17 protein-coding genes and 2 pseudogenes are annotated in these 22,294 nt (G+C 71.7%); 6 read left to right on the top strand and 13 right to left on the bottom strand.

The genetic code is table 11. The features are described 5' to 3' along the window. From NQO67_RS44395 to NQO67_RS30695, 3 genes are all read right to left on the bottom strand, one after another. Positions 1-2,928 (bottom strand): nSTAND1 domain-containing NTPase (locus NQO67_RS44395; RefSeq protein ID WP_255953597.1); only part of this gene is annotated, 2,928 nt, incomplete at its 3' end. Next, entirely contained in the window at positions 2,925-3,287 is a 363-nt protein-coding gene (locus NQO67_RS30690) for a CU044_2847 family protein (RefSeq protein WP_255953598.1), read from the bottom strand. The genes NQO67_RS30690 and NQO67_RS44395, both read right to left, overlap by 4 nt. Before the next feature lie 129 nt (positions 3,288-3,416). After that, the gene (locus NQO67_RS30695; RefSeq protein ID WP_255953599.1) at positions 3,417-3,794 is read right to left on the bottom strand and encodes a hypothetical protein; all 378 of its coding nucleotides are present in this window, start codon (positions 3,792-3,794) and stop codon (positions 3,417-3,419) included. A gap of 200 nt (positions 3,795-3,994) precedes the next feature. Here NQO67_RS30695 and NQO67_RS30700 point away from each other — a divergent pair, with 200 nt between their 5' ends. After that, complete coding sequence (locus NQO67_RS30700) at positions 3,995-4,735, top strand: 3-oxoacyl-ACP reductase family protein (RefSeq protein ID WP_255953600.1); 741 nt, start codon at positions 3,995-3,997, stop codon at positions 4,733-4,735. 101 nt (positions 4,736-4,836) lie between these two features. On the opposite strand, the gene gcl is transcribed toward NQO67_RS30700, so the two are convergent. The 7 genes from gcl to NQO67_RS30735 form a co-directional block, all read right to left on the bottom strand. Further along, entirely contained in the window at positions 4,837-6,621 is a 1,785-nt protein-coding gene (gene gcl, locus NQO67_RS30705; protein ID WP_255953601.1) for a glyoxylate carboligase, read from the bottom strand. 305 nt (positions 6,622-6,926) lie between these two features. Then, complete coding sequence (locus NQO67_RS30710) at positions 6,927-8,114, bottom strand: phospholipase D-like domain-containing protein (RefSeq protein WP_255953602.1); 1,188 nt, start codon at positions 8,112-8,114, stop codon at positions 6,927-6,929. A 249-nt stretch (positions 8,115-8,363) separates the two neighbouring features. Further along, the gene (locus NQO67_RS30715) at positions 8,364-9,581 is read right to left on the bottom strand and encodes a phospholipase D-like domain-containing protein (RefSeq protein ID WP_255953603.1); all 1,218 of its coding nucleotides are present in this window, start codon (positions 9,579-9,581) and stop codon (positions 8,364-8,366) included. A gap of 223 nt (positions 9,582-9,804) precedes the next feature. Then, entirely contained in the window at positions 9,805-10,824 is a 1,020-nt protein-coding gene (locus NQO67_RS30720; RefSeq protein ID WP_255953604.1) for a LysR family transcriptional regulator, read from the bottom strand. 143 nt (positions 10,825-10,967) lie between these two features. Continuing rightward, entirely contained in the window at positions 10,968-12,572 is a 1,605-nt protein-coding gene (locus NQO67_RS30725; protein ID WP_255953605.1) for an FGGY-family carbohydrate kinase, read from the bottom strand. A 535-nt stretch (positions 12,573-13,107) separates the two neighbouring features. Then, entirely contained in the window at positions 13,108-13,905 is a 798-nt protein-coding gene (locus NQO67_RS30730) for a DeoR/GlpR family DNA-binding transcription regulator (RefSeq protein ID WP_255953606.1), read from the bottom strand. Beyond that, a complete protein-coding gene (locus NQO67_RS30735; protein WP_255953607.1) occupies positions 13,902-14,630 on the bottom strand; it encodes a histidine phosphatase family protein in 729 nt (242 codons plus the stop codon). Before NQO67_RS30735 ends, NQO67_RS30730 begins: the two co-directional genes overlap by 4 nt. Positions 14,631-14,833: 203 nt before the next feature. Here NQO67_RS30735 and NQO67_RS30740 point away from each other — a divergent pair, with 203 nt between their 5' ends. Both NQO67_RS30740 and NQO67_RS30745 read left to right on the top strand, forming a co-directional pair. After that, entirely contained in the window at positions 14,834-15,910 is a 1,077-nt protein-coding gene (locus NQO67_RS30740) for a 2-hydroxyacid dehydrogenase (RefSeq protein ID WP_255953608.1), read from the top strand. Between the two features lie 10 nt (positions 15,911-15,920). Then, complete coding sequence (locus tag NQO67_RS30745) at positions 15,921-17,411, top strand: FGGY-family carbohydrate kinase (RefSeq protein WP_255953609.1); 1,491 nt, start codon at positions 15,921-15,923, stop codon at positions 17,409-17,411. Between the two features lie 131 nt (positions 17,412-17,542). On the opposite strand, the gene NQO67_RS30750 is transcribed toward NQO67_RS30745, so the two are convergent. Then, positions 17,543-18,298: an SDR family oxidoreductase gene (locus NQO67_RS30750; protein ID WP_255953610.1), complete on the bottom strand. Its 756-nt coding sequence runs from the start codon at positions 18,296-18,298 to the stop codon at positions 17,543-17,545. A gap of 105 nt (positions 18,299-18,403) precedes the next feature. Here NQO67_RS30750 and NQO67_RS30755 point away from each other — a divergent pair, with 105 nt between their 5' ends. Together NQO67_RS30755 and NQO67_RS30760 are read left to right on the top strand one after the other, a co-directional pair. Then, positions 18,404-19,063, top strand: coding sequence for a TetR/AcrR family transcriptional regulator (locus tag NQO67_RS30755; RefSeq protein ID WP_255953611.1), 660 nt, complete (start codon positions 18,404-18,406; stop codon positions 19,061-19,063). 25 nt (positions 19,064-19,088) lie between these two features. Beyond that, positions 19,089-19,547: a VOC family protein gene (locus tag NQO67_RS30760; RefSeq protein ID WP_255953612.1), complete on the top strand. Its 459-nt coding sequence runs from the start codon at positions 19,089-19,091 to the stop codon at positions 19,545-19,547. 77 nt (positions 19,548-19,624) lie between these two features. Here NQO67_RS30760 and NQO67_RS30765 read toward each other — a convergent pair. After that, positions 19,625-20,252 (bottom strand): annotated as a pseudogene (locus NQO67_RS30765) (transposase family protein). A gap of 187 nt (positions 20,253-20,439) precedes the next feature. On the opposite strand from NQO67_RS30765, the gene NQO67_RS30770 reads away from it, so the two are divergent. Beyond that, a complete protein-coding gene (locus tag NQO67_RS30770) occupies positions 20,440-20,982 on the top strand; it encodes a DUF3558 family protein (RefSeq protein WP_255953613.1) in 543 nt (180 codons plus the stop codon). Between the two features lie 451 nt (positions 20,983-21,433). Here NQO67_RS30770 and NQO67_RS30775 read toward each other — a convergent pair. Next, positions 21,434-22,185, bottom strand: a pseudogene (locus NQO67_RS30775) (transposase). Positions 22,186-22,294 lie beyond the last annotated feature (109 nt).

Genomic DNA, 22,294 nt, shown 5'->3' on the forward strand with positions numbered 1-22,294 from the left:
TGCCAGCGCGATCACGGGCCCGGGACGTCCTTTGAGAGCGGTTCGGGGTGTGCCGGTCCGCACGTTCCACAGGCGTACGGTGCTGTCTCCTGTGACGCTGGCGACCGTTGTGCCGTCCGGGCTGAATGCCACCGACCGCACATCGCCGATGTGGTCACCATGGAGCACCCTGCGGAGCTTTCCGGTCTGCACGTCCCAGAGGCGTGTGGCGTCGTCGAAGTCGTCGCCGGTGGCGAGTGTGCTGCCGTCCGGGCTGAAGGCCATCGACATCACGCTGCCACTTTTCAGGGTGGTGCGGAGTTTGCCGAGCTGAACGTCCCAAAGACGTATGTCGTCGAAGGGGCGGGCCGTGGCGAGTGTCGTGCCGTCCGGGCTCAATGCCACCGGGACCGCGACCGAACCGTGCGCTGCTGCATCCCACAGAGCGTTGTCGTAGTCCTTGAGGGCCGAGCGGATCTTGCCGGTCCGCACGTCCCACAGGTTCATGTCGCCGTCCTCGCCGGCCGTGACGCTCGTCTGCCCGTCCGGGCCCAACGCCACCGGCTGCACGGAGTCGGTATGGCCCTGAAACAGCCTGAGGAGGGGAGCCGCAGGTGCCGTGTAGACGGCTGCGGTGGCTTCGGCGGTCGGGCTGGTCTGCCATGCCTTCACGGCCAGCAGTGAGGCCAGGTCCGGATCGCTGGCCGCCAGATCGGAGGAGAGCGCGGCGAGCTGGCGGGACTGCGCCTGGTGCTGTGCTTCGACGGCCGCGCGTTCCGCGGTGGTGGCGGTGTGTCGCTGGTAGAAGGCGATGCCCGTCGCGACCAGGGCGATGGACAGCAGTACGGCGAGGACCATGTTGATGCGTCGGGTGCGGCGCAGGGCCGCCTGCTGGTGCGCTGTGCTGGTGTGCAGGATGGCGGTGATCTCCGGCGGGAGGGAACGGCGGCCCTCCCATTCGATCCCCTCGGCGAGCAGGGTCCCGTCCAGCAGATCACCGTGCAGGCCACTGCGGGCGTGGCGGGCCTGCTGCTCGGCGGCGCGCTGGAGCCACAACTGGAACTGCTGGTCCTGGGCGACCCAGTCGCGCAGATCGGCCCACTCGCGTAGGAGCGCGTCATGGATGAGTTCCGCGGTCGCTTCGCCGGGGGCCGTGCCGGTGTGCGCAGAAGTGCCGGTGGTGATGATGCGGTAGCGGGTCAGGGCCGCCAGCACGGCGGTGCACACGTCGTCGGCGTCCGGGCCGGCGGGCTGGGGGTCGGCGGCCAGGGCCCGCAGCCGGGCGAGCGGGACGAGCTGCCGGGTCGCGGGGATGGCACGCTCCTGGTCCGCGGGCCGGACCAGCGACGTCAGTATGCGCCGCGCCACGGGGCGGTGGGCGGGGGGCAGTTGGCCGAGGGCCTGGTTGCACCAGGCGGTCATGCTGCCGGTGACGCCGCCGATCTTCTCGTAGGCGGCGTGCGTGAGGCGGCCGTCGTCGCCGCGGCGGAGCCACAGCTGGCGCAGGGCGAGTTCCAGGGCCGGGAGCCAGACGGCCGGTACCTGCCGGGCCGATGGATCGGTTGCCAGGATGTCGGCGACGATGCGGTCCGCGAGACCGGCTTCCAGCGCGAGGCCCACGGCCTCGGCAGGCCGGGTGATGATCGCTGCCAGTTCCCGGCGGCCCAGCACGGCGGGGATGTTGCACGTCCCCGGGAAGACCTTCTCCACCAGGTCCGGCGCGAGGGCTTCCAGCGGGGCGAAGAAGTCGTTCCTCATGACCAGGAGCACCGTGACGGCAGCGGTCGAGTCGGCCAGCGCCATCAGGTGTGCCACGGCCCGCAGCCGGGCATCATCGGCGGGCCCGCCATCGGTGTGGGGACCGGGGGTGGTCGATGTCTGGGTGAGGAGTTCCTCGAACCGGTCGATGACCAGCAGGACCCGGTCGTGATCGGGCTCCGCCGCCAGGCGGGCGCCGACGCAGGCCGGCAGATCGCCGTTCTCGGCACCGGGCAGGCCTGCCGCCGCCAGTTGGGCCAGCAGGTCCCGGCCCGGGCGGGCAGTGACCGGCAGCCACCGGTCGCTGCCCGGCACGGCACCTGCGGCCAGGGCGGGCAGCACGCCCGCGTGGACCAGGGACGTCTTTCCCGCCCCCGACGGGCCCAGCAACATCAGCAGTCGCCGATTGCTCCCGAACGCGGCCAGGACCTTCTCCACCGCCGTCTCGCGGCCGTGGAACCACTCGGTGTGCTGAGCGGTGAACGGTTCAAGGCCGAGATACGGGCAGGTGTGGTGCTCGGCCAGCTCCGGAAGGAGCTCGCGCAGTGTCTCGGCGGGTGTGGCGTAAGCGATGTTCAGGCCCTTGAGATGGGCGTCGGGGGAAGCGATGGCGGTGACCATGCCGATCACCAGGTCCGTCAGCGTGTCGATGACCGGTGCCCCACTGAACCCGGTGGTCAGATCGTTGGCCTCGGTCAGCTGCAACAACCGGCCCGCGCCGCGCTCGCCTGCCAGCAGTCCCGCAGCCGTGCCGTACCCGAAATGGCCACCGCTCGGGGCCTGGGCGGGAAATCCGAACGAGGACACCCGGTGCCCCCGGCACCCGGTCGCGACCCCCACCCGGAGCGCGACCGCCTGCGGCGGCACGTCCGCCACGTGCAGTACGGCGATGTCCTGCGCCGCTGGGGAGCGCCACCGTTCGGCCACCACCCGGCCCCATGCCCGTGGCGCGCCGGGCAGTTCCGGAAAGGATAATTCGAGTCGACCGCCGGGCTGCTGACCGGCGGCACGCACCACATGCGCACAGGTGAACGCGGTGGCCTCACCGACCAGGAATCCGGCACCCGCCACCTGACCGTCCGTCGCCAACACCTGGAAGACGGCCCCGGCAGGCGTCGTGCCGCCGCCCTCGCCTCCCGCCGACGACGGGCCGGTCGTCGTCAGGCCGTCCGCACCCTCGTGCCCGCTCACCCATGGGCCCCGCTGACCGGGACCTCGTTCGCGTCCTGCCCGGCACGCGTGCTCTCCCACACCACCCGCACTTTGAGGTGCACGGCCATCTCGCCGCTGGTGATGACCGCTCCTGCCTTCGCCGACAGATTCACCCCGAATTCCACCTCTGCCGAGCGCGAACCCGCCTCCCGCAACTGCTCCAGCACCGCCCTCGCGGTCTCTCGCACCGGAGTGAATGCTTCCTGCAAGGTCCGGGGGAGATCACGTACGGCATCCGCAGTCCGTCCGGCCTTCACCGGCCCACCTGATCGAGTGTCCCCTTCGGAATCCTCCAGCAGGATCGCTCCGCCACCCTCCAACGGTAGCCGTACGAGCACAAGTTCTCCCCTTTTTCTCGCCGTAGGTGCGGTCAGACCTGGGTCGGATCGGTGCGGCCACGCAGCTGCGTCCGAAGGAAATGCACGCTCAGGAGATGACGTGTACCGGCCTGTGCACTCCTGGTGCGTTCACTTCACCGTGTACTTGCACGAGCCGTCGGCCTTACCCCCCTGATTGTCCATGACCTTCTTCCCATCGACGATGATGGCGCAGGACGCCGCCTTGAGCGTGCCGTCCGTGCGGTACACCGACCCCGGAACGACACCCACGGCCCGCCCGATCCTCTTCTCGGCTGCCGTGGTCAGTGTGATGGTCGCCGTCTTCTTCCAGGGCAGTGTCACCTTCGCCGACCGGTTGGTGTCGAGGGTGTAGTAGATCTCCGTGGTGCCCTTGCCGAGGACTTCGAGGGTGACCTTGTGCGTGACGACCTCGTCGCCCTTGCCCCCGCAGGCCACCAGCGAGAGGGCGGTCAAGGCCAGAGCAGCGGCAGTGACGGTCCTGCGCATGTGTCCCCCTATCACGACCACCCCGGACCGGTGGAGTCCGGGAACGATGGAAGTCGACTCCCCCATCCTCTCGGGAATCTTCGCGACTTCACATCACACTTCAGGTCACGCAGTCAGCCACCGCCATGGATCGCCGGCAGGTCGAACTTCACGTCCGATTCCCGCCAGCACGCCGCGCCGGGACGCGTGACGCTTAAGGCATGAACCAACTCGAAGGAAACGTAGCCCTGGTCACGGGTGGCAGCCGGGGCATCGGTGCGGCCGTGGCGCTCCGTCTGGCGGACGAGGGCGCCGACGTCGTCGTCACCTACGAAAGCAGTGCGGAGCGTGCCGCCGACGTCGTGGACCAGATCAAGGCACGCGGGCGCCGGGGGCTGGCCGTCCAGGCCGACAGCGCGGTGCCCGAGGCGCTGACCGCCGCGGTCGACGAGGCCGCCGCCACGTTCGGCAGGCTGGACGTCCTGGTCAACAATGCCGCACTCTTCCTCGTCGGCCCCGTGCAGGACCTGCGGGCGGCGGACATCGATCGCACCTTGGCCGTCAACGTGCGGGCGCCGTTGGTGGCGTCCCAGGCGGCGGTGCGTCACATGGGGCGGGGTGGGCGCATCATCAGCATCGGCAGCAACGTCGCCGATCGTGCGCCGTTTCCGGGCCTGGCGCTGTACTCGATGAGCAAGACGGCCCTCATCGGGATGACGAAGGGCCTGGCACGCGACCTCGGCCCGCAGGGCATCACCGTCAACCTGGTGCACCCCGGCCCCACCGACACGGACGCCAACCCGGCCGACGGGCCGAACGCCGAGTTCGTCGCCGGTCTCACCGCCCTGGGCCGCTTCGCCGAAGCGACCGAGATCGCGGCCACCGTCGCCCACCTGGCGGGTGCGGACGCCGGGTACATCACCGGCGCGTCGATCCACGTCGACGGCGGCTTCACCGTCTGACCCGCCCGAACCCGGGCAAGGCCACCGCATGGTCGTCGGAGTCGTGTCGACTCCTGACGGGCATGCGGTGGCCGGGCGGCTGACCGGCGGTGCCGGCGCCCTCAGACCTTCAGCGGCCTGATGGACGTCGGCGCGTGCCAGGGCTCCGTGGCGATCTCCTCGAACTCGACGACATCGCTGATGTCGTTCGTCCCGCTCATCGAGATGTTGGTGACGCGTTCCAGGATCACCTCGACGACGACCGGCACCCGGTACTCGGTGGCGAGCTTGCCGGCCCGTTCGAACGCGGCGCCCAGCTCGGCCGGGTCGGTGACCCGGATGGCCTTGCAGCCGAGGCCCTCGGCGACCTTGACGTGGTCGACGCCGTAGACGCCCAGCTCCGGGGCGTTGAGGTTGGCGAATTCGAGGGTGACCTGGAAGTCCATGTCGAAGGCGCGCTGGGCCTGGCGGATCAGCCCCAGGTACGCGTTGTTCACCAGGACGTGGACGTACGGGATGCGGTGCTGCGCGCCGACGGCCAGCTCCTCCAGCAGGAACTGGAAGTCGTAGTCGCCGGAGAGCGCCACGACCGGCGTCTCGGGGTCGGCCACCGCGACCCCCAGCGCGGCCGGCACCGTCCAGCCCAGTGGCCCGGCCTGCCCGCAGTTGATCCAGTGCCGCGGCCGGTAGACGTGCAGCAGCTGGGCGCCGGCGATCTGCGAGAGGCCGATGGTGGACACGTACCGGGTCTCGGGCCCGAAGGCCTTGTTCATCTCCTCGTAGACCCGCTGCGGCTTGATGGGGACGTCGTCGAAGTGGGTACGGCGCTGCAACCGTGCCCTGCGCTCCTGCGCTGCGGCCGCCCAGTCGGCACGGTCCGGCAGGGTGCCTGCGGCGCCGAGTTCCCTCGCCGCCGCGACGAACAGCTCCAGCGCGGCCTTCGCATCGGAGGCGATGCCGTAGTCGGGGGCGAAGACCCGGCCGATCTGGGTGGGCTCGACGTCGACGTGCACGAACGTGCGGCCCGCGGTGTAGACGTCAAGCCGGCCCGTGTGGCGGTTGGCCCAGCGGTTGCCGATGCCGAGGACGAAGTCGGCGGCCAGGAAGGTCTCGTTGCCGTGCCGGTGCGAGGTCTGGAGGCCGACCATGCCCGCGTTCAGCTCGTGGTCGTCGGGGATGGCGCCCCAGCCCATCAGGGTCGGCACCACCGGCACCCCGGTCAGCTCGGCGAACTCCACCAGCAGCGCGCAGGCGTCGGCGCCCACGACACCGCCGCCTGCGACGATCAGCGGCCGCTCGGCGGCGTTCAGCAGGGCGAGCGCGCGGTCGATCTGGGCGCGGGTCGCGGCCGGCCGGTACACCGGTAGCGGTTGGTACGTCTCCGGGTCGAACTCGATCTCGCCCATCTGCACGTCGAGCGGCAGGTCGATCAGGACGGGCCCCGGGCGGCCGGAGCGCATCAGGTGGAACGCCTGCTGGAACACGCCGGGGACCTGCGCGGCCTCCCGCACCGTGACGGCCATCTTGGTCACCGGTGCGGCGATCGCGGCGATGTCGACGGCCTGGAAGTCCTCCTTGTGCAGCACCGCGGTGGGTGCCTGGCCGGTGATGCACAGGATCGGGACGGAGTCGCCGCCGGCCGAGTACATCCCGGTGATCATGTCGGTGCCGGCGGGACCCGATGTCCCGATGCACACCCCGATGTTGCCGGGCCGCGTACGCGTGTAGCCCTCCGCCATGTGCGAGGCGCCCTCCACATGGCGGGCCAGCACGTGCCGGATCCCGCCGGCCGCCTTCAGCTGCGCGTAGAAGGGGTTGATCGCGGCGCCCGGTACGCCGAACGCGTCGGTGACGCCCTCTCGCTTGAGGATCTCGACTGCCGCGCGGGCAGCGGTCATACGAGCCATGGGTGCTCCTCCCTCGGCCGTCCGCTCCGCCGCTCCCGTCGCGCCCCGCGGTGAGCATGCGTGTCGGTTCGTCTCGTCATGGGCCGACCCGGTCGTCCGGGTCGTCGTCGCGCCATCCGACCAGCCCCCACCATTTCCGTATTGCGGAAGCTTTATTTTGTAATGTGGAAGTTGCGCGAACGGAGTCAATGTACGAGGGCAGGTGGGCAGCGTCAAGAACGACCGCGGCCCCGGTGCCGGGGACCCGGAACGGGCCCGCGGCACAGGGGTCGGCATGGTGGCCGGTCGGACGGCCGGCTCCGGGGTCAGGAGCCCTCGCAGTACTCCATCAGCCGGTCGTGGTTGGCCTCGTAGCCGGCGTAGATCGTGGCGTCGTCGATCTTCAGCAACGCCTCGTCGTTGTAGCGCAGGGCGCCGTAGGTGTAGTTGTGGCTGCCGGTGAAGACGAGGGTGCGGTCGGCCTTGCCGTCGTAGGTGCCCTTGATGAGCAGGTACTTGGAGTGCAGGCCGATGCCGGTGGGGCCCTCCTTGCACTCGACGCGCTTGGTGAACTGGCCGGTGATGATGCTCTCGACCTTGTCCGACAGGTGCGGGTCGCCGTTCTCGTCCACGTTGCCGTCGAACGCGAACCGCACCGCGCAGCCCGCCTTCTGCAACGAGACCAGCTTCGAGGCGACCTGGGTGCGGGTGAAGGCGAACATGGCCACCCGGATCTCGGTACCGCCGGAGCAGCTGACGTTGTCCAGGATCAGCTTGATGGTGTCCGTGCTGGGGTCCGTGGTGGCGGTGGTGCCGGACGCCTCGTGGCGCGGGAAGAAGTAGTCCTTGAACGGGCCGCTGGTGGTCGTCTTGTAGTAGTTCGTGAGGCCGCTCGACGCGGCGCCGTACTTCTCCAGGTCGGCGAAGTAGGACACGTAGCTGTTGTAGATGGTCGCGTCGGTCAGCGTCACCGCGTTGTTGAAGAGATCGACGCGCTGGGTGGTGGTCATGTTGGCCGACGTCTGCACGGTGACGTTGCTCTGGCCGTTCACCTGCGAGAACAGGAAGAACTTGTTGTGGTTGATGCCACCGCGGTCGGCCAGGCAGCCACGGCCGGTGGGGCACGGCATCACCCAGGAGGCCGCCGAACGGTCCGTGCCGAGGCCCGCCTCGAGCTTGGGCCACTCGGTGCCGTCCACGGTGGTGGTGTGGCCGTCGAGCAGCAGCTTGACGGAGACGCCGCGCTGCGCGGCGGCGACCAGCGCGTCACCGAGGGCGTCATCGGTGAACGTGTACATGGATATGCGTATCTCGGCGCCCGCCGCGGTGTCGTTGACCAGGCCCACCACGTAGTCGCGTATGCGGCTCTGCTCGTCGGTGGTGCCCGACGGATCGTTGAAGACCGTGGGGGTCAGGGGGGTCGTCGCTGCTCCGGCGGAGGTGGGTGCCGCCAGCAGGGCGACGGGGATGATGCCCGCCGCGAGCCCGAGACGCCAGATGGTGGTTCGGCGCACCTAGGTGCTCCCTTCAGGAATGTCGACTCCTGAAGGCACACGGCCCGGACCGGCAGGGACGTTCTCGCGCAACGGTCGGGCAGCAGGCAGCCACAGGAGCGTGAACAGAACATGACAGTGCAGTGGAGGTTCGGTGCCAGTATCACTGATACAGGCGGGACGGGTGGGGCCAACTCACCTCATGCGAGGCGAGGTTGACGGCGCCGGGGCGGAGGGCGGTGTCCGGCCCGGGCGCCGAGCACCCGCGCGTCAGGAGCCCTCGCAGTACTCCATCAGCCGGTCGTGGTTCGCCTTGAAGGCGGCGTAGATCTGCGGGTCGTTGATCTTCAGCAGCGCCTCGTCGTTCTTTCGCAGCGCGCCGTACGTGTAGTTGTGGCTTCCGGTCCAGACGAACTTGCTGTCGGCCTTGCCGTCGTAGGTGCCCTCGATCAGCAGGTACTTGGAGTGCACGCCGATGCCGCCGGGGTCCTCCTTGCACTCGACGCGCTTGGCGAACTGGCCGGAGATGATGTCTTCGACCTTGGCCGACAGATGCGGGGAGCCGTCCGGGTCGTCGTTGCCGTCGAAGGCGAGCGTCACCTGGCAGCCCGCCTTCTGCAGGGAGACGAGCTTCGAGGCGACCTGCGTGCGGGTCCAGGCGTACATGGCCACCCGTATCTGGGTTCCACCGGAGCAACTGACGTTGTCCAAAACCAGCTTGATGGTGTCCGTGCTCGGGTCCGTGGTGGCCGTGGTGCCGGACTTCTCGTGCCGCGGGAAGAAGTAGGTCTTGTACGTGCCGCTGACGAGCGTCCGGTAGTAGTCGGTGATGCCGTTGGCCATGACGCCGTACTTCTCCAGGTCGGCGAAGTAGGACTTGTAGCTGTTGTAGATGCCCGCGTCGGTCAGCGTCACCGCGTTGTTGAACAGGGCGTTGCGCTGGACCGTGGTCAGGTTGGCCGACGTCTGGACGAGGACGTTGCTCACGCCGTTGACCTGGGAGAACAGGAAGAACTTGTTGTGGTTGATACCGGCTTCGCGGTCGGCTATGCAGCCACGGGCCGGCGGGCAGGCCAGCACCCAGGAGGGCTTGGTGCGGTCGGTGCCGAGGCCGTCGTCCCCGGCCGTGCCGTTCTCGCCGTTCGCCAGCCTGGGGTACTCGGTGCCGTCCAGGCCGACGGTGTGGTCGTCGACGATCACCTTGACGACCACACCGCGCTGCGCGGCGGCCACCAGCGCGTCGGCGACCGGGTCGTCGGTCCACCCGTACATCGACACCCGGATCTCGGCACCCGGCGCGGTGTCGTTGACCAGGCCGAGTAAGTAGTCGCGTATCCGGCTCTGGTCGTCGACCGTGCCCGACGGATCGTTGAAGACCGCGGGGGACAGCGGCGTCGTCGCGGCTCCCGCGGACGCGGGTGCCGCCAGCAGGGCGGCGGGGACGAGGGCCGAGGCGATCCCGAGACGCCAGAAGGTGGTTCTTCGCACCTGGGTGCTCCCTTCAGGGATGCCGCTCCAGAAGGCACACACCACCACACCAACCGGCGAGGACGTTCTTGCATGACCGTCGGGCAGCGGGCAGCCGCAGGAGCGTGAACGTGAACAGAACATGACCGTGCAGTGGTGGTTCGGCGCCCAGTATTACTAATAAATGCGGGGCGAGTGGGGCTGATGTGACTTTCGCGCAGAAGAATCGGCGGCCGGGCAGGGCTCAGGGCCCGGCCGGCCCGTCGGTCGTCCGGGTCGGCTCCGGGTCGCGCTCCGGGTTCCGCTCCGGATGCGGCGCCGGTCGGGCCGTGCGGTCGGCCCAGGGCCAGCGAGGGGCGGGCACGGACCCGATGACCTCGCGGGTGGCCTCGACGGCCGGTGAGCCGGCGCCGTCGGAGCGCCACCAGACGGCGACCGCCCGTTCGCAGCGCGGATCGTCGAGGGGCACCAGGCTCACCCCTTCGAGGTTCGCGGTCGTCATCGCCAGGCAGTTGGTCACGCCGACGCCGAGGCCGTGCCGCACCAGCGAGACGAGGGTCTGCGGCTGGCTGGTCCGGGCGGCCACGACGGGGGTCAGGCCGGCGTCGGCGAAGGCGAGGTCGGTCTCGTACTGGCGGCCGTCGGCCTCGCCGTTCTCGCCGATCGCGACCAGCGGCAGCTCGGCCGTCTGCGCGAGGGAGACCGACCGGGCGCGGGCCAGCGGGTGGTCGGCGCGGAAGACCGCGACCAGCGGCTCCCGCCACAGCAGGCGGTGGGTGATCCCTTCCGTGGTGGCCAGCGGCAGCAGCGGCCGGACGGCGAGATCGACGGAGCCGTCCGCCAGGTCCGCGTCCAGACCGACGCTCGGGCCTTCCCGCAGCACGAGGCGGACGTGCGGGTGCACGGTGCGCAGGGCGCGCACGGCGAGCGGGTAGAGGTACCCGGCGGCGCTCGGGTGAGCGCCGAGCCGCACCTCGCCGTGCGCCGTGCCATCGGCCACGTCGGCGAGCACGTTCAGCCGGCGCAGGATCTCCTCGGCGTGCGGCAGCAGCCCGCGCCCCTCCGGGGTGAGCCGGGCCGGCTGCACGGATCGGTCCAGCAGCCGCACCCCCAGCTGGTGCTCCAGCTCCGCCACATGGCTGCTGACGCGGGGCTGCGAGCGGTAGAGGGCTTTGGCCGCGGCCGAGAAGCCGCCGTGCCGGGCCACGGCGACGAAGCTCGCGATCCAGTCGGTCCGATACGGGTGGACACGCGTGAGGTCCATGGGCTGCCCGCTCCTTCACGTGGCGGCGCCTGCGAGACTACCCGGCGCCGGGGGCATGTCCCGTCAAGGGCACGGGGCACTCGGCGCACCCCGCGCCCGTGCACCCGTCCCCACCCCCTCTTCCGGGGTGCGCCGTGGACCGATCAGGTGGCCGGCGGCAACCACCCTCGTTGCGAGAGCTGTTCGCAGAACCGGCCGTACGCGTCGTCGAGCGCCGCCCGTTCGGATGCCACCGGATCGACGAGGCGACCCGCTCCGGTCATCTCGCGCGCGCTCGCGGACAGGTCCGGATGGAGGGTCCCGGAGGCGGCCAGGAGCGCGGCGCCGAACGCGGTCTCCGCGTGTTCGGCGATCCGCAGCGGCCGGCCGAGCACGGTGGCGCGGATGCGGTTCCACAGGTCACTGCGGCTGCCGCCGCCCGCCGCGTGCAACGGACCCGTCACCTCGGCGCCGAGGGCCGCCACCCGGTCCAGCGCGAGTCGTTCGACGAAGGCCACGCCCTCCAGCACACCGCGGTGCCGGTCCGCCTCGTCCTCCGGTTCGGCCGACACGAAGCCGCGGGCGGCCCCGGCCACGAACGGGAACCGCTCGCCCTCGCGGCGCAACGGATAGCAGACGTGCGAGGCGGGCCCGCGCGCCTCGGCCGCGGCGTCCAGCGCGCGCAGCCGATCAGGGCCGGCGGCACCGGCGCTCGCCGCGGGCACGGCCGCCACGGCCGGATCCCGCACGGCGGTGCCGGTGCCGCCCCCGGTCGCGGCGTGCCCGCTCCGGTCGGCGGAGGTGTCCCCCGCCCCGGCGGCTTCCTCGGCGGGCGGCGCCAGCGCCTCGCCGCCGGTGTTCGACGCGCCGCCCGGCAACCACCAGCCGTCCGGGTGCCGATGGCTGTAGACCGCCCCGGCGGGGTCGGTGATCAGCTCCCGTGCGACGCCCTTGAGGACGTACGTCGTGCCGAGCACCCCCACGAACTCGCCGGGCCGCACCGCCCCGGTGGCCAGCTGTCCGGCGCAGCCGTCGGTCATGCCGAGCCGGACGCGGCAGCCCACCGGCAGCCCGGTCTCCGCTGCCGCCATCGCGCACACGGTGCCGGCCTGCGTGCCGGGCGGCTGCACCCGGGGCAGCAGGTGTTCCGGCACGTCGAACGCGTCGAACACCTCGGTCGCCCAGCCGCCCTCACGCGGGTCGTAGCCGGTCTTCAGGGTGTGGCTCCAGTCGGCCGCGACGGGCCCGCCGGTGAGCCAGCGGCCCAGCACCTCGGGGGTGTGCAGGACATGACGGGCCGCGGGGTGGGTGCGCACGCACCACACGAGGCGGCCGAGCGCGGCCGTCGGGCCGACGGTCAGGCCGAGCGAGCGCCAGCGGGCGGCGCCCAGTTCCTGCGCGCGGGCGTTCAGGTCGGCGGCGCGCCGGTCGTCGTACATCAGGGCCGGGGCGAGCAGCACTCCGTCGGCGTCGGCCGGCACGAGCGTGCCGGAGGTGGCGGACACCGCGACGGCGACCACCTCGCGTCCGCGGCCCGGCAGCGCCGAGGTGGCCTGCCGCAGCGCCGCTGCAGTCGCCGGCCACCAGGCGCCGGCGTCCTGCTCGCTGCGCCCGCCGGGACCGCGCACCGGCTGCGGCAGCTCGGCCCGGCCCTCCGCGGCCACCCGGCCGTGCGCGTCGGTGCACAGCACGCGCACCGCGGCGGTGGCGACGTCGATCCCGGCGACGACGGGCACGGGGCGCCGCGGGCCGGGGCGTGCGGCGCTCACCCGGAGCGCCTTCCGCCGGCGCGCACCACGGCGGTCCCGACCGCGGCGGTCCCGTGGGACACCTGCGCAGGTACGTGACCGGACGTCCCAGAGCCGCCCCTGTCACGTCGGTGACGACCTGCCGGGCTCATTTTGGCCGGAATCGTCGCGGCTGATGCGTACGTGGCCGGTCTCGTCGCGGCTGATGCCGGCGCGGCCGGTCCTGTCGCGGCTGATGCCGGCGCGGCCGGTCTCGCCGATGCGGCGCGGCTTCCCCCACCGCCCTCAAGGCTCCCCCGTGGCCTTGAGGGCGTGGGGGCGCCCCCACAGGTGTCTCCCGTCCCCCGCGCTTCCTGGGGGCGCGCCGCCGGCGCATGGCCCACCGCCGCATGAAACATCATGCCTGTGAAATTAACACGCGAAACGTGAAAAGGGACCAGGGCAGGGGTGCGGACCGGCCGGCACACGGCTCCCGTCACCGGTCACCGACCTGCCACGGAAGGGGACTTGGGCACTCCCGGCACCCGGGCACCCGGGCTCCCCCAGGCGTCCACGGTCACCCCGCGTCCGCCACCCGTACGTCCGTCCGCTCGCGCAGCTCCGTGAGGAGTTGGCGGTCCACGCCGGCGTCCACCACCAGGTGGTCGAAGTCGCCGACCGGGGCGAGCCGGTGCAGTGCCGTCCGGGCCAGCTTGGTGCGGTCCATGAGCAGCACCTTCCTGGAGCCGGACGCCAGCATGGCCCGCTTGACCAGCACCACGTCCTGCTCCTGGTGGTACGTCATGCGGGCGTCCATGGCCGAGGTGGAGACCAGGACCATGTCGACCGAGAGCGCGTCGACGGCCTCCACGCACGGCACGCCGAGGAACGAGTCATGGGTCTGCGAGTACTCGCCGCCGAGCGCGATGAGCCGGATGCCGTCGCGGCCCGCGAAGACGTCGACCACCCGGCGGGCGTTGGTCACCACCGTCAGCGGGGTCTGGTCGACCAGCAGCCGGGCCAGCGCGAGGGCCGTCGTGGAGTCGTCGATCATCACGGACATGCCGGGTTCGACGAGTTCGCAGGCCGCGGCGGCGATGGCGTCCTTCTCGGCGACGTTCACCCCGAGCCGGTAGTCCAGGTTGCTCTCGAAGACGGTGGACGGCAGGGCGGACACGCCGCCGCGGAAGCGCCGCAGCACGCCGCGCCGGGCCAGCTCGTCCAGGTCGCGGTGGACGGTCATGACGCTCACGGCGGTGAGTTCGGAGAGTTCCGCGACCGTCGACGTGCCGTGCGCGAGCACGTACTCGGTGATCAGCTGCCTGCGGGCGTCCTGGGGGCGGGCGGCGCCTCCTGCCATACCGGTCGTCGTCATGTGGTCGAGTGTGTCTCACGCGACTGGTGCGCCCGCTGCGGCCGGTTCGTCTCCTTCGCGCCCCCGGCTGCCGGATCCGTGCCACCCGCTGGATCCGGTCTGCCGGTGGGCACGTTGAGCGAGCGCAGGGCGGTCCGCTCGCCGGCCACCTCGATCTCGGTGACGGCGGCGTTGTCGAGCCGCGGCAGCACCTGGCGGTAGCGGCCCAGCGGGATGCCGAGCATGCCGCACAGCGTGATGCGCACCAGCGTGTTGTGCGCCACGACCAGGACGGTACGGCCGGGATGGCGGGCCGCGAGGGCGCGCAACGCGGCCGATGCGCGCGCGGCGGCGGCCGAGGGCGGCTCCGCGCCGGGGAACGCGCCGGTCTCGGCGTCCGCGCGGAAGCGGCGCACCGCCTCGGGGTCCTCGGCGATCATCTCGTCGATGGTGCGGCCCTCGCCCCAGCCGAAGTCCACCTCGCACAGCTCGGGGATCACCTCGAGGGGGTGCCCCAGCAGGTCGGCGGTGGGTTGTGCGGTGCGCCGGGCGCGGCTGAGCGGGGAGCAGGCGACGGCGTCGACGCCGCGCTGCGCCGCCCACCCGGCCAGGTCGTCGGCCTGCCGCAGGCCACGCTCGGTCAGGGCGACGTCGGAGATGCCCGCGTAGCGGTTCTCCGCGTGCCACACGGTTTCGCCGTGCCGCACCAGCAGCAGCCGGGCCGGGCTCACCTGCGGTGTCGGCATCAGGGCGCCTCCTCTTGGCGATCGGGATCCGGTGCCGGTCTGCCGGGGTCGCACCGGACGGACGGACCGGCGGACCGGGAGAACACCGTCCCGGTACATTGATTCTTCACGTGACGGCTGTTAAATCTACCAAGGGCGGTGTTGGAGAAGGTGCGAGGCCGTCCGCGTCACCGCTCCCGACCGTACGAAGGGCCTTTCCGTCCATGCGCATTCTCGCCGCCGGCGACCACTTCGTCAGCCCGGACCTGATCCGTGCCGCGCTCCGGCGGGAGCTCTCCGAGGACCCGCCCGCCGGCCCGGCCGGCGCAGCGCAGCCCCAGGTCACCGAGCTGGTGCTGCCGTGGCCGCACGAGCCGTTCGGCCCGGTCGGCGGGGTGCAGGAGGCCAGCGGCTCCGAGGACCGGCTGATCGAGGCGCTTCAGGGCGCCGCCGTCTGCGTGACCCAGATGGGGCCGTTCACCGCCAAGGTCTTCGACGCCCGGCCCGAGCTGCGGATGGTCGCGGTGTGCCGGGGCGGCCCGGTGAACGTGGACCTCGCCGCGGCCACCCGGCACGGCGTCGCCGTCAGCTTCGCGCCGGGTCGCAACGCCCCCGCGGCGGCCGAGTTCGCCGTCGGCCTGATGCTCGCCGCGCTGCGTCGCATCCCCACCGCGGACGCCGAGCTGAAGCAGGGCCGCTGGCGCGGCGACTTCTACGCCTACGACGAGTGCGGCGGCGAACTCGACGGCGCCACCGTCGGCCTGGTCGGCTACGGCGCCATCGGCAGCCGGGTCGCACGGGTGTTGACCGCGTTCGGCGCCCGGGTGCTGACCGCCGACCCGTACGCGGACCCGGACGCGGTGCGGGCCGACGGGGTGGAGCCGGTCGAGCTCGACGAGTTGATGCGCCGCAGCAGCGTCGTCAGCCTGCACGCCCGGCTCACGCCCGAGACCCACCATCTGATCGACGCGGAGCGCCTTGCGCTGCTTCCGGAGGGTGCGGTGCTGGTGAACTCGGCGCGCGGCGCCCTGCTCGACCACGCCCCGCTGCCCGACCTGCTCAAGAGCGGCCGGCTGCGGGCGCTGGCGCTCGACGTGTACGACGTCGAGCCGCCGCCGGCCGACTGGCCGCTGCACGACGCGCCGAACGTCGTCACCGCCCCGCACCTGGGGGGCGCCACCCGGCAGACGGCGCACCGCGCGGCCGCGATCACCGCGGCCGAGGTCGGCCGCTTCCTGCGTGGCCGCCCGCTCGCGCACCCGGCCAACCCCGAGGTCACGCCCACCGTCCCCGAGGCCTGAGGAGTCCCGTATGAGCGCCGACGGCGCCCCGTACATCGGTGTGGACATCGGCACCTCGGTCACCAAGGCGGTGGCGTACGGTCCCGATGACACCCCGCTCGCGTCGGCGTCCCGGTCGAGCCGTCTCGACCGGCTGTCCGGGGGCCGCGTCGAGCAGGACATCGACGACGTGTTGCGCACCGTCGCCGAGGTGGTGCGCGAGACGGCGGCGCAGCTGCCGGTCGCGCCCGCCGCCGTGGCGCTCACCGGGCAGGGTGACGGGCTGTGGCTGCGCGACGCCGGGGGCCGTCCGGTGCGGCCGGCCGTCTCCTGGATGGACGGGCGCGCCTCGGACCTGGTCGCCGGCTGGCTGGCCGACGGCACCGTGCAGAAGGTGTACGGGCACACCGGCTCCGGCATGTTCCCCGGCTGCCACGCCCCGCTGCTGGCCTGGCTCCAGGAGCACGAGCCGGACACCCTGGCGCGCGCGGCCACCGCGGGGTACTGCGTCGACGCGATGGCCGAGCGGCTGACCGGACAGGTCTGCGTGGACGCTTCGGACGCCACGCTGCCCTTCCTCGACCCGGCGCGCCGCAGCTACGCGCCCGAGGCCCTTGCGGCCTGCGGGATCACCGAGCAGGCCCGGCTGCTGCGGCCGCCGGCGCCGCCCGGCACCGTACTCGCCCTGGACGCGGCGGGCGCCGAGCTGCTCGGCCTGCCCGAAGGTCTGCCGCTGACCGCCGGCCCGTACGACCTGCCGGCCTGCGCCATCGGCAGCGGGGTGCGCGAGGTGGGCGACGGGCTGCTCATCGTGGGCACCACGCTCGCCTGCCAGGTGCTCACCGACCGCGCCGACATCGACCCGGCGGCCGAGCCGGCGGGCATGTGGATCTGCCTGCCCCAACCGGACCGCTGGCTGCGGGCGATGCCCGCGATGGTCGGCACCGCCGCGCTCGAATGGGTTCTGGCGCTCACCGGCAGCACCACCGCCGACCTGGACGGCCTGCTCGCGGACAGCCCGCCCGGGGCACGTGGCGCCACCGCCCTGCCGTTCCTCTCCGACGCCGGCGAGCGCGCCCCGTTCGTCGAGCCCGCGGCGCGCGGCCGGCTCGACGGTCTCACGCTGGCGCACACCCGCGCCGACGCGGTGCGCGCGGTCTGCGAGTCCATCGGCTACGCGGCCCGGCACTGCTTCGAGACCGCCGGCCTGACCGGCACCCTCGCGGCCTGCGGCGGGGGCCTGCGCTCCGGCACCTGGGCCCAGTTGTTCGCCGACGTGCTCGGCCGGCCGGTCCGCATCCCCGTGGAGGCGGAGGTCGGGGCCTTCGGTGCGGTGCAGGTCGCGCGCAGCGCGCTCGCCGGCGCGGCGTCCGGCTCCGGCACCGCGCCGCTGTCCGGCGACCCGGATCCGTCCCGCTTCCGGGTGGTGGACCCGCGCCCCGAAGCACGGGGCGTGTACGAGGACGGGTACGCGGCCTACCGCACGGCGCTGGAGGCGGCGCGGAGCGGCTGGGCGGGCTGAATCGATCGGGCATCGGACCGCGGCCGGCGTGCGATGCACGGGTCCGCCGTGGCCGTCTCGGGGTGACCGAACCGGCCGGCCGCGCGAGCAGTCGTCGACAGCCGGCGCCCGGCCGGACCGTCAGCCACCCCTCAGCGTCCGGTGGGCAGGTTCGCGCCGCCCGTGCAGTCCAGCACCACACCGCTGACGAAGCCGTTGGTGGCCATCAGGTGCACGGCCCGGGCTATCTCGTCGGGCCTGCCGACCCGGCCCACGGGTGTCGTCGCCGCCAGCCCCTCGAAGAGCGCCGTGCGCTGCTCCTCCGGCAGGCGGGACCACCACGCGGTGTCGATCACGCCCGGCGAGACCGCGTTGATCCGGCGCGGGGCCAGCTCGACGGCGAGTGGCGGGACCATCGCCTCCAAGGCGCCGTTGATCGCGGCGAGCCCGGCGGTGCCCGGGAACGCGGCACGTGCGGAGGCCGCGGTGACGAGGGTGACCGAGCCGTCCGCGGCGAGTCTCGGCACGGCCGCCTGGAGGATGCGCACGTAGGGCCAGAACTTTCCGTCGAAGCCGGCCGCGAGCTCCGCCGGGTCCAGTTCGAGGAACGGTCCGCTCCCCGCCGAGCCGCTGAGCGCCAGCACGAGGTGGTCCACGGGAGCCGCGCCGAGGCCGGCGCCGCCCTCGGCGAAGAACGCGTCGATGTCCGTGGGGTCGGCGCCGTCCATACGGTGCGTCAGCACGCCGCCGCCGATCCGCTTGGCGGCCTGGTCCAGCCGGTCCTGGCTGCGTCCGGTGATGACGACCTCGGCACCGTCCGCGACGAAACGCGCCGCGGTGGCCTCGCCGATGCCGGAGCTGCCTCCCATCACGACGACACGCGCGGGGGTCGTGGTGGATGAAGTCATGATGCGGTCCTCGATTCGCTTGTCGAGACTTGCGGTCTCGACAACTTTTGTCGAGACTGGTGTTCTCGTCAAGTGGATTGAGGCCGACCCGAGAGGGGACGAAGCATGGATGCCGGGCGAGTTGAGCGCGCCACGGGGCAGCCGGCCGTGGCCGGCACCACGGGCGAAGGGGGTGACGGCTGCCCCGCGAGCGGGCGCCGGCACACCGGGCGGCGCCGGAACGAGGCCGCCCGTCAGGCGATCCTCGATGCGGCACTGCGGTTGCTGGCGGCGTCCGACGGCACGCGGGTGACCGTGGAGACCATCGCCCGCGAGGCCGGGGTGGGCAAGCAGACGCTGTACCGATGGTGGCCGTCCAAGGGCGCGGTCCTGCTGGACGCGCTCCTCGACCGCGCCGACCAGGACGTGCCCACCCCCGACACCGGACGACTCCGGGACGACCTGCGCGAGATCATCGCCGCCACGTTCCAGGGCGCCCAGAGCAGTCCCACCGGGCCCGCGTTGCGCACCCTGGTGCGCGAGTCGGCCCGGGACCCGCACCTCGCCGAGCTGATGCGCACGTTCGTGGACGCCCGCCGGGTCGCGCTGCGCGCGGTGCTGGAGCGCGGCGCCGAACGGGGCGAGCTGCCCCCCGAGCGCGACCGGGACCTGCTGGTGGACCAGGTGTACGGGGTGTTCTGGTACCGGTTCCTGCTCGGGCACGCACCGCTGGACGACGCGACCGCGGCCCGCCTTGCCGAATCGGTACTCGGATACCCGGCGTGATCGTGGCACGCGCTATAACCGGTACATGGCTCTGAACTGGAAACTGGTCATCGACAGCACGGACGCGCCCGCGCTCGCCGACTTCTGGGCGGCGGCCCTGGGTTACGAGGTGGAGGATCCCAGCGCCCTCATCGAACGCCTGCTGGCCGCCGGCCAGGTCGGTCAGGCGGCCGTCGCCGAGCACCACGGCCGCAAGATCTTCCGCGGCTATGCCGCGATCCGCCACCCGGACGACCCGTTCGACGAGACCAGCGGCATCGGCCGCGGACGGCGGCTGCTGTTCCAGGACGTCCCCGAGGCAAAGACCGGCAAGAACCGTCTGCACCTCGACGTGCACAGCGAGGGCGCCCCCGGCGGTCTCGACGCGCTGGTGGCACGGCTGACCGACCTGGGCGCCACCCGCGTGCGCGAGGTGAACAAGGGCCCCGCCGGACACTGGTGGGTCATGCGGGACCCGGAGGGCAACGAGTTCTGCGCCGCGTAGCCGCCGCGTAGCCGCCGCCGGGCGCCCCTGCCGCCACGCGGCCGCGGACCGGCGGGCCGGCCCCATGCCCCCGGCGATCAGTGAGCCTTTTCAGCGTTGCCCCTCCAGGTGAGGACGGCAGCGGCGATTATGGGGAGGTGTGTTGGGCTGCGGTGGGCGCGTCGGAAGGTCCGCCGGTGCTTCAGGTGGGCGACTTAGCGTTCGGTGGGTGTTCGGGCGGTGGGCAGGGCTCGGTTGACCGTCTGCCCGTGGGTGTGAGTTCGCCGTTGGGCGGGCGGCGCTTCTCGGTGGTGACCCAGTCCTGCGCCGGTGTAGGCCGTGTTCGCGAGAATGCGGGCACCCTGGCGTTCGCGGATTCGGATGATCTTGTGGGTGTGGGCGGCTGTCGGGTTCGTGGGTCCGACCCGGCAGAGGATCTCTCCGGCGGAATGGTGGCGACCTGCACGTTCATGCTGTTCCCTTGGTGCTTCGAGGAGTAGTCGGCCCGTCCGTCTCCGAGGCGGTCGCACTCTGCGAGGGTGCCGTCCGGGGGGACGTAGTCGGGGTCCGTCTCCCTCAGCGTTTTCAGTAGTCCTGGCGCCTTGTCCGCGAGGTGCCGGACGACGGTGGTGATGTAGGCATGGGTGGTGCCGACGTGACGATGGGCATGGTTACCCGCTCGACCAGGGCGTGAGGCAGGTCGGGTGCGGCAGGACAGGAGACCAACGAGGCTCCCGTGCTGATGTGTTGAGGCGTCGAACACCTCTCTCCACAGCACGGGAGCCTCGTGCGTTGCCGGCACCGGTTTCGTCACCCGCCCGGTGGCAACGCTGAAAGGCTCAGTATCAGAGTTCGAGCACGAAACGACCGGAATTAGTGTCACTCTTGGCCCGTGCAGACACACAAACGAAGAGTGGCCGCGACCGCGGCGATGGTGATGGTGTTGGCGGGGGCTGCAGCGTGTGGCGGGAGTTCGGGCTCCTCGTCCAAATCATCAGGTCTTCCCGGAAGCCGCTCCACTTCCCCCGCGGTTTCCGCGGACGAAAGCGATTCGACCACGGCAACGTTGAAGGGACTCGACTACTGCAGCCTGCTGGATCCGGCAGCCCTGGCCTCGGCCGGAATCCACAACACAAAGGGGCAGCTCCCGGCCGACTCCCCGTACGTCCTCGGCTGCTGGTGGGCGCAGGGCGATACCCTCGTCAGCCTCACCGTCACCCTGGGCACCCAGGTCCACGACTTGAACAAGGGGGAGAGGCAGGACTTCTCGGGCTTCGAGGGCGCGACGCAGTACGACGAGATCAACTCCGAGTGCTTCGTCGACGTCAATATCGGCCTCGACCAGTTCCGGGTCGACACCGCCAACTCTGGCAGGGATAACAAGGCGCTCACCGGCAAGAAGTGCGACGTGGGGGTCCAGTTGGCGCGCCAGGTCGTTGCCAAGATCAAGAAGTAGGACGGCACCCGTTCCCGACACGGCAACCAATCAGTGGATCCTCATGCATATGAGGACGTTCCTGCACAGCCCTCGGCGCGCAGGAATCGCAGACCGCGGTGAATTCGTCGGCCGCCCCTCGGCATTGGTGCGCCCGCCGGACACGACCGCATTAAGCACGCGCTCGCGTCCGGCACGCAAAACGCGGCTTCCGCATATCCGGCACAGAGATCGGATCATGGCATTTCTCCGCCTCGGCGGATGAACCTTCCCGGACCGCACCCGCCCCTTTCCCGGTGTCAGCCAACAGTGCGCCCACAAAGCACCGTCGTGGTCCCGGCAGTAGGGCGCCCTCGTCCGCGTAACCGAGAAACGGTCCTTCTCTACCGTGCCTCTTCACCAGCCGCGGGTGGCGTATCTCCTCACCGCTCCACAGGGCGGTATACGGCGGTATACTGCACAGTGAGCGCTTTCAGCGTTGCCTCTCCAGGGTGAGGACGGCTCTGGCGATGACGCTCATGCGGTTGGGGCTGATGCGGGATCTGAGGAAGATCTGCCAGGACTTCAGTCGTGCCATGCCGCGTTCGACGGGTGCACGGGCTGCGGACAGGGCCCGGTTCGCGGTCTGCTCGGTGGTGGTGAGTTCGCCGCCTGGCGGGCGGCGCTTGGCGGTGGTGACCCAGTCGCCGGCACCGATATGGGCCATGTCTCGGCGAGGATGGGGATGCCCTGTCGTGCGCAGATCCGAAGGATCTTGTGGGTGCGGGCGGCTGTCAGGTCGTGGGTTCGGCCCGGCAGCGCCGGCGACAGCCAGAGGATCTCCCCGCTGGGATCTGTGACGACCTGCACGTTCACCCCGTGCCGCTTGTGTTTCGAGGAGTAGTCGGCGCTGCCGTCACCGACGCGGTCGCACTCGGCGAGCGTGCCGTCCAGGAGAACGAACTCCGGATCGTGTGCGCGCAGCGTCTTCAGCAGACCCGGTGCCTGCTCGGCGAGCAGGCTGGTGACCGCGGTGACGTAGGCATGGGCGGTGCCGACGGATATCCCGAAGGCCGCGGCGATACGGGACAGGGTGTCGTGGCGACGCAGGTACACCAGTGCGATCAGCGCCCGCCGGTGCGGCGGAAGCTTGCACCGGCGGTCACCGTCACGGGTGCCGATGAGCATCGTGACCCACTCGACCAGGGCGTGAGGCAGGTCGAGTGCGGCAGGATAGGGAACCAACAGGGCTCCCGTGCTGCTGGGTTGAGACGTCGAACACCTCCCTCAACGGCACGGCAGCCCTGTCCGTCGTGCGCTCCGATCCCACACCGCCCCGTCACCCGATCAGTGG

The sequence above is a fragment of the Streptomyces odontomachi genome, assembly GCF_024435355.1.
Classification (GTDB): Bacteria; Actinomycetota; Actinomycetes; order Streptomycetales; family Streptomycetaceae; genus Streptomyces; species Streptomyces odontomachi.

Coding starts and splice junctions, on each gene's coding strand:
- NQO67_RS30695 (WP_255953599.1), bottom strand. CDS start 3,794: ATGCGCAGGACCGTCACTGCCGCTGCTCTGGCCTTGACCGCCCTCTCG.
- NQO67_RS30700 (WP_255953600.1), top strand. CDS start 3,995: ATGAACCAACTCGAAGGAAACGTAGCCCTGGTCACGGGTGGCAGCCGG.
- gcl (WP_255953601.1), bottom strand. CDS start 6,621: ATGGCTCGTATGACCGCTGCCCGCGCGGCAGTCGAGATCCTCAAGCGA.
- NQO67_RS30720 (WP_255953604.1), bottom strand. CDS start 10,824: ATGGACCTCACGCGTGTCCACCCGTATCGGACCGACTGGATCGCGAGC.
- NQO67_RS30730 (WP_255953606.1), bottom strand. CDS start 13,905: ATGACGACGACCGGTATGGCAGGAGGCGCCGCCCGCCCCCAGGACGCC.
- NQO67_RS30735 (WP_255953607.1), bottom strand. CDS start 14,630: ATGCCGACACCGCAGGTGAGCCCGGCCCGGCTGCTGCTGGTGCGGCAC.
- NQO67_RS30740 (WP_255953608.1), top strand. CDS start 14,834: ATGCGCATTCTCGCCGCCGGCGACCACTTCGTCAGCCCGGACCTGATC.
- NQO67_RS30745 (WP_255953609.1), top strand. CDS start 15,921: ATGAGCGCCGACGGCGCCCCGTACATCGGTGTGGACATCGGCACCTCG.
- NQO67_RS30750 (WP_255953610.1), bottom strand. CDS start 18,298: ATGACTTCATCCACCACGACCCCCGCGCGTGTCGTCGTGATGGGAGGC.
- NQO67_RS30755 (WP_255953611.1), top strand. CDS start 18,404: ATGGATGCCGGGCGAGTTGAGCGCGCCACGGGGCAGCCGGCCGTGGCC.
- NQO67_RS30760 (WP_255953612.1), top strand. CDS start 19,089: ATGGCTCTGAACTGGAAACTGGTCATCGACAGCACGGACGCGCCCGCG.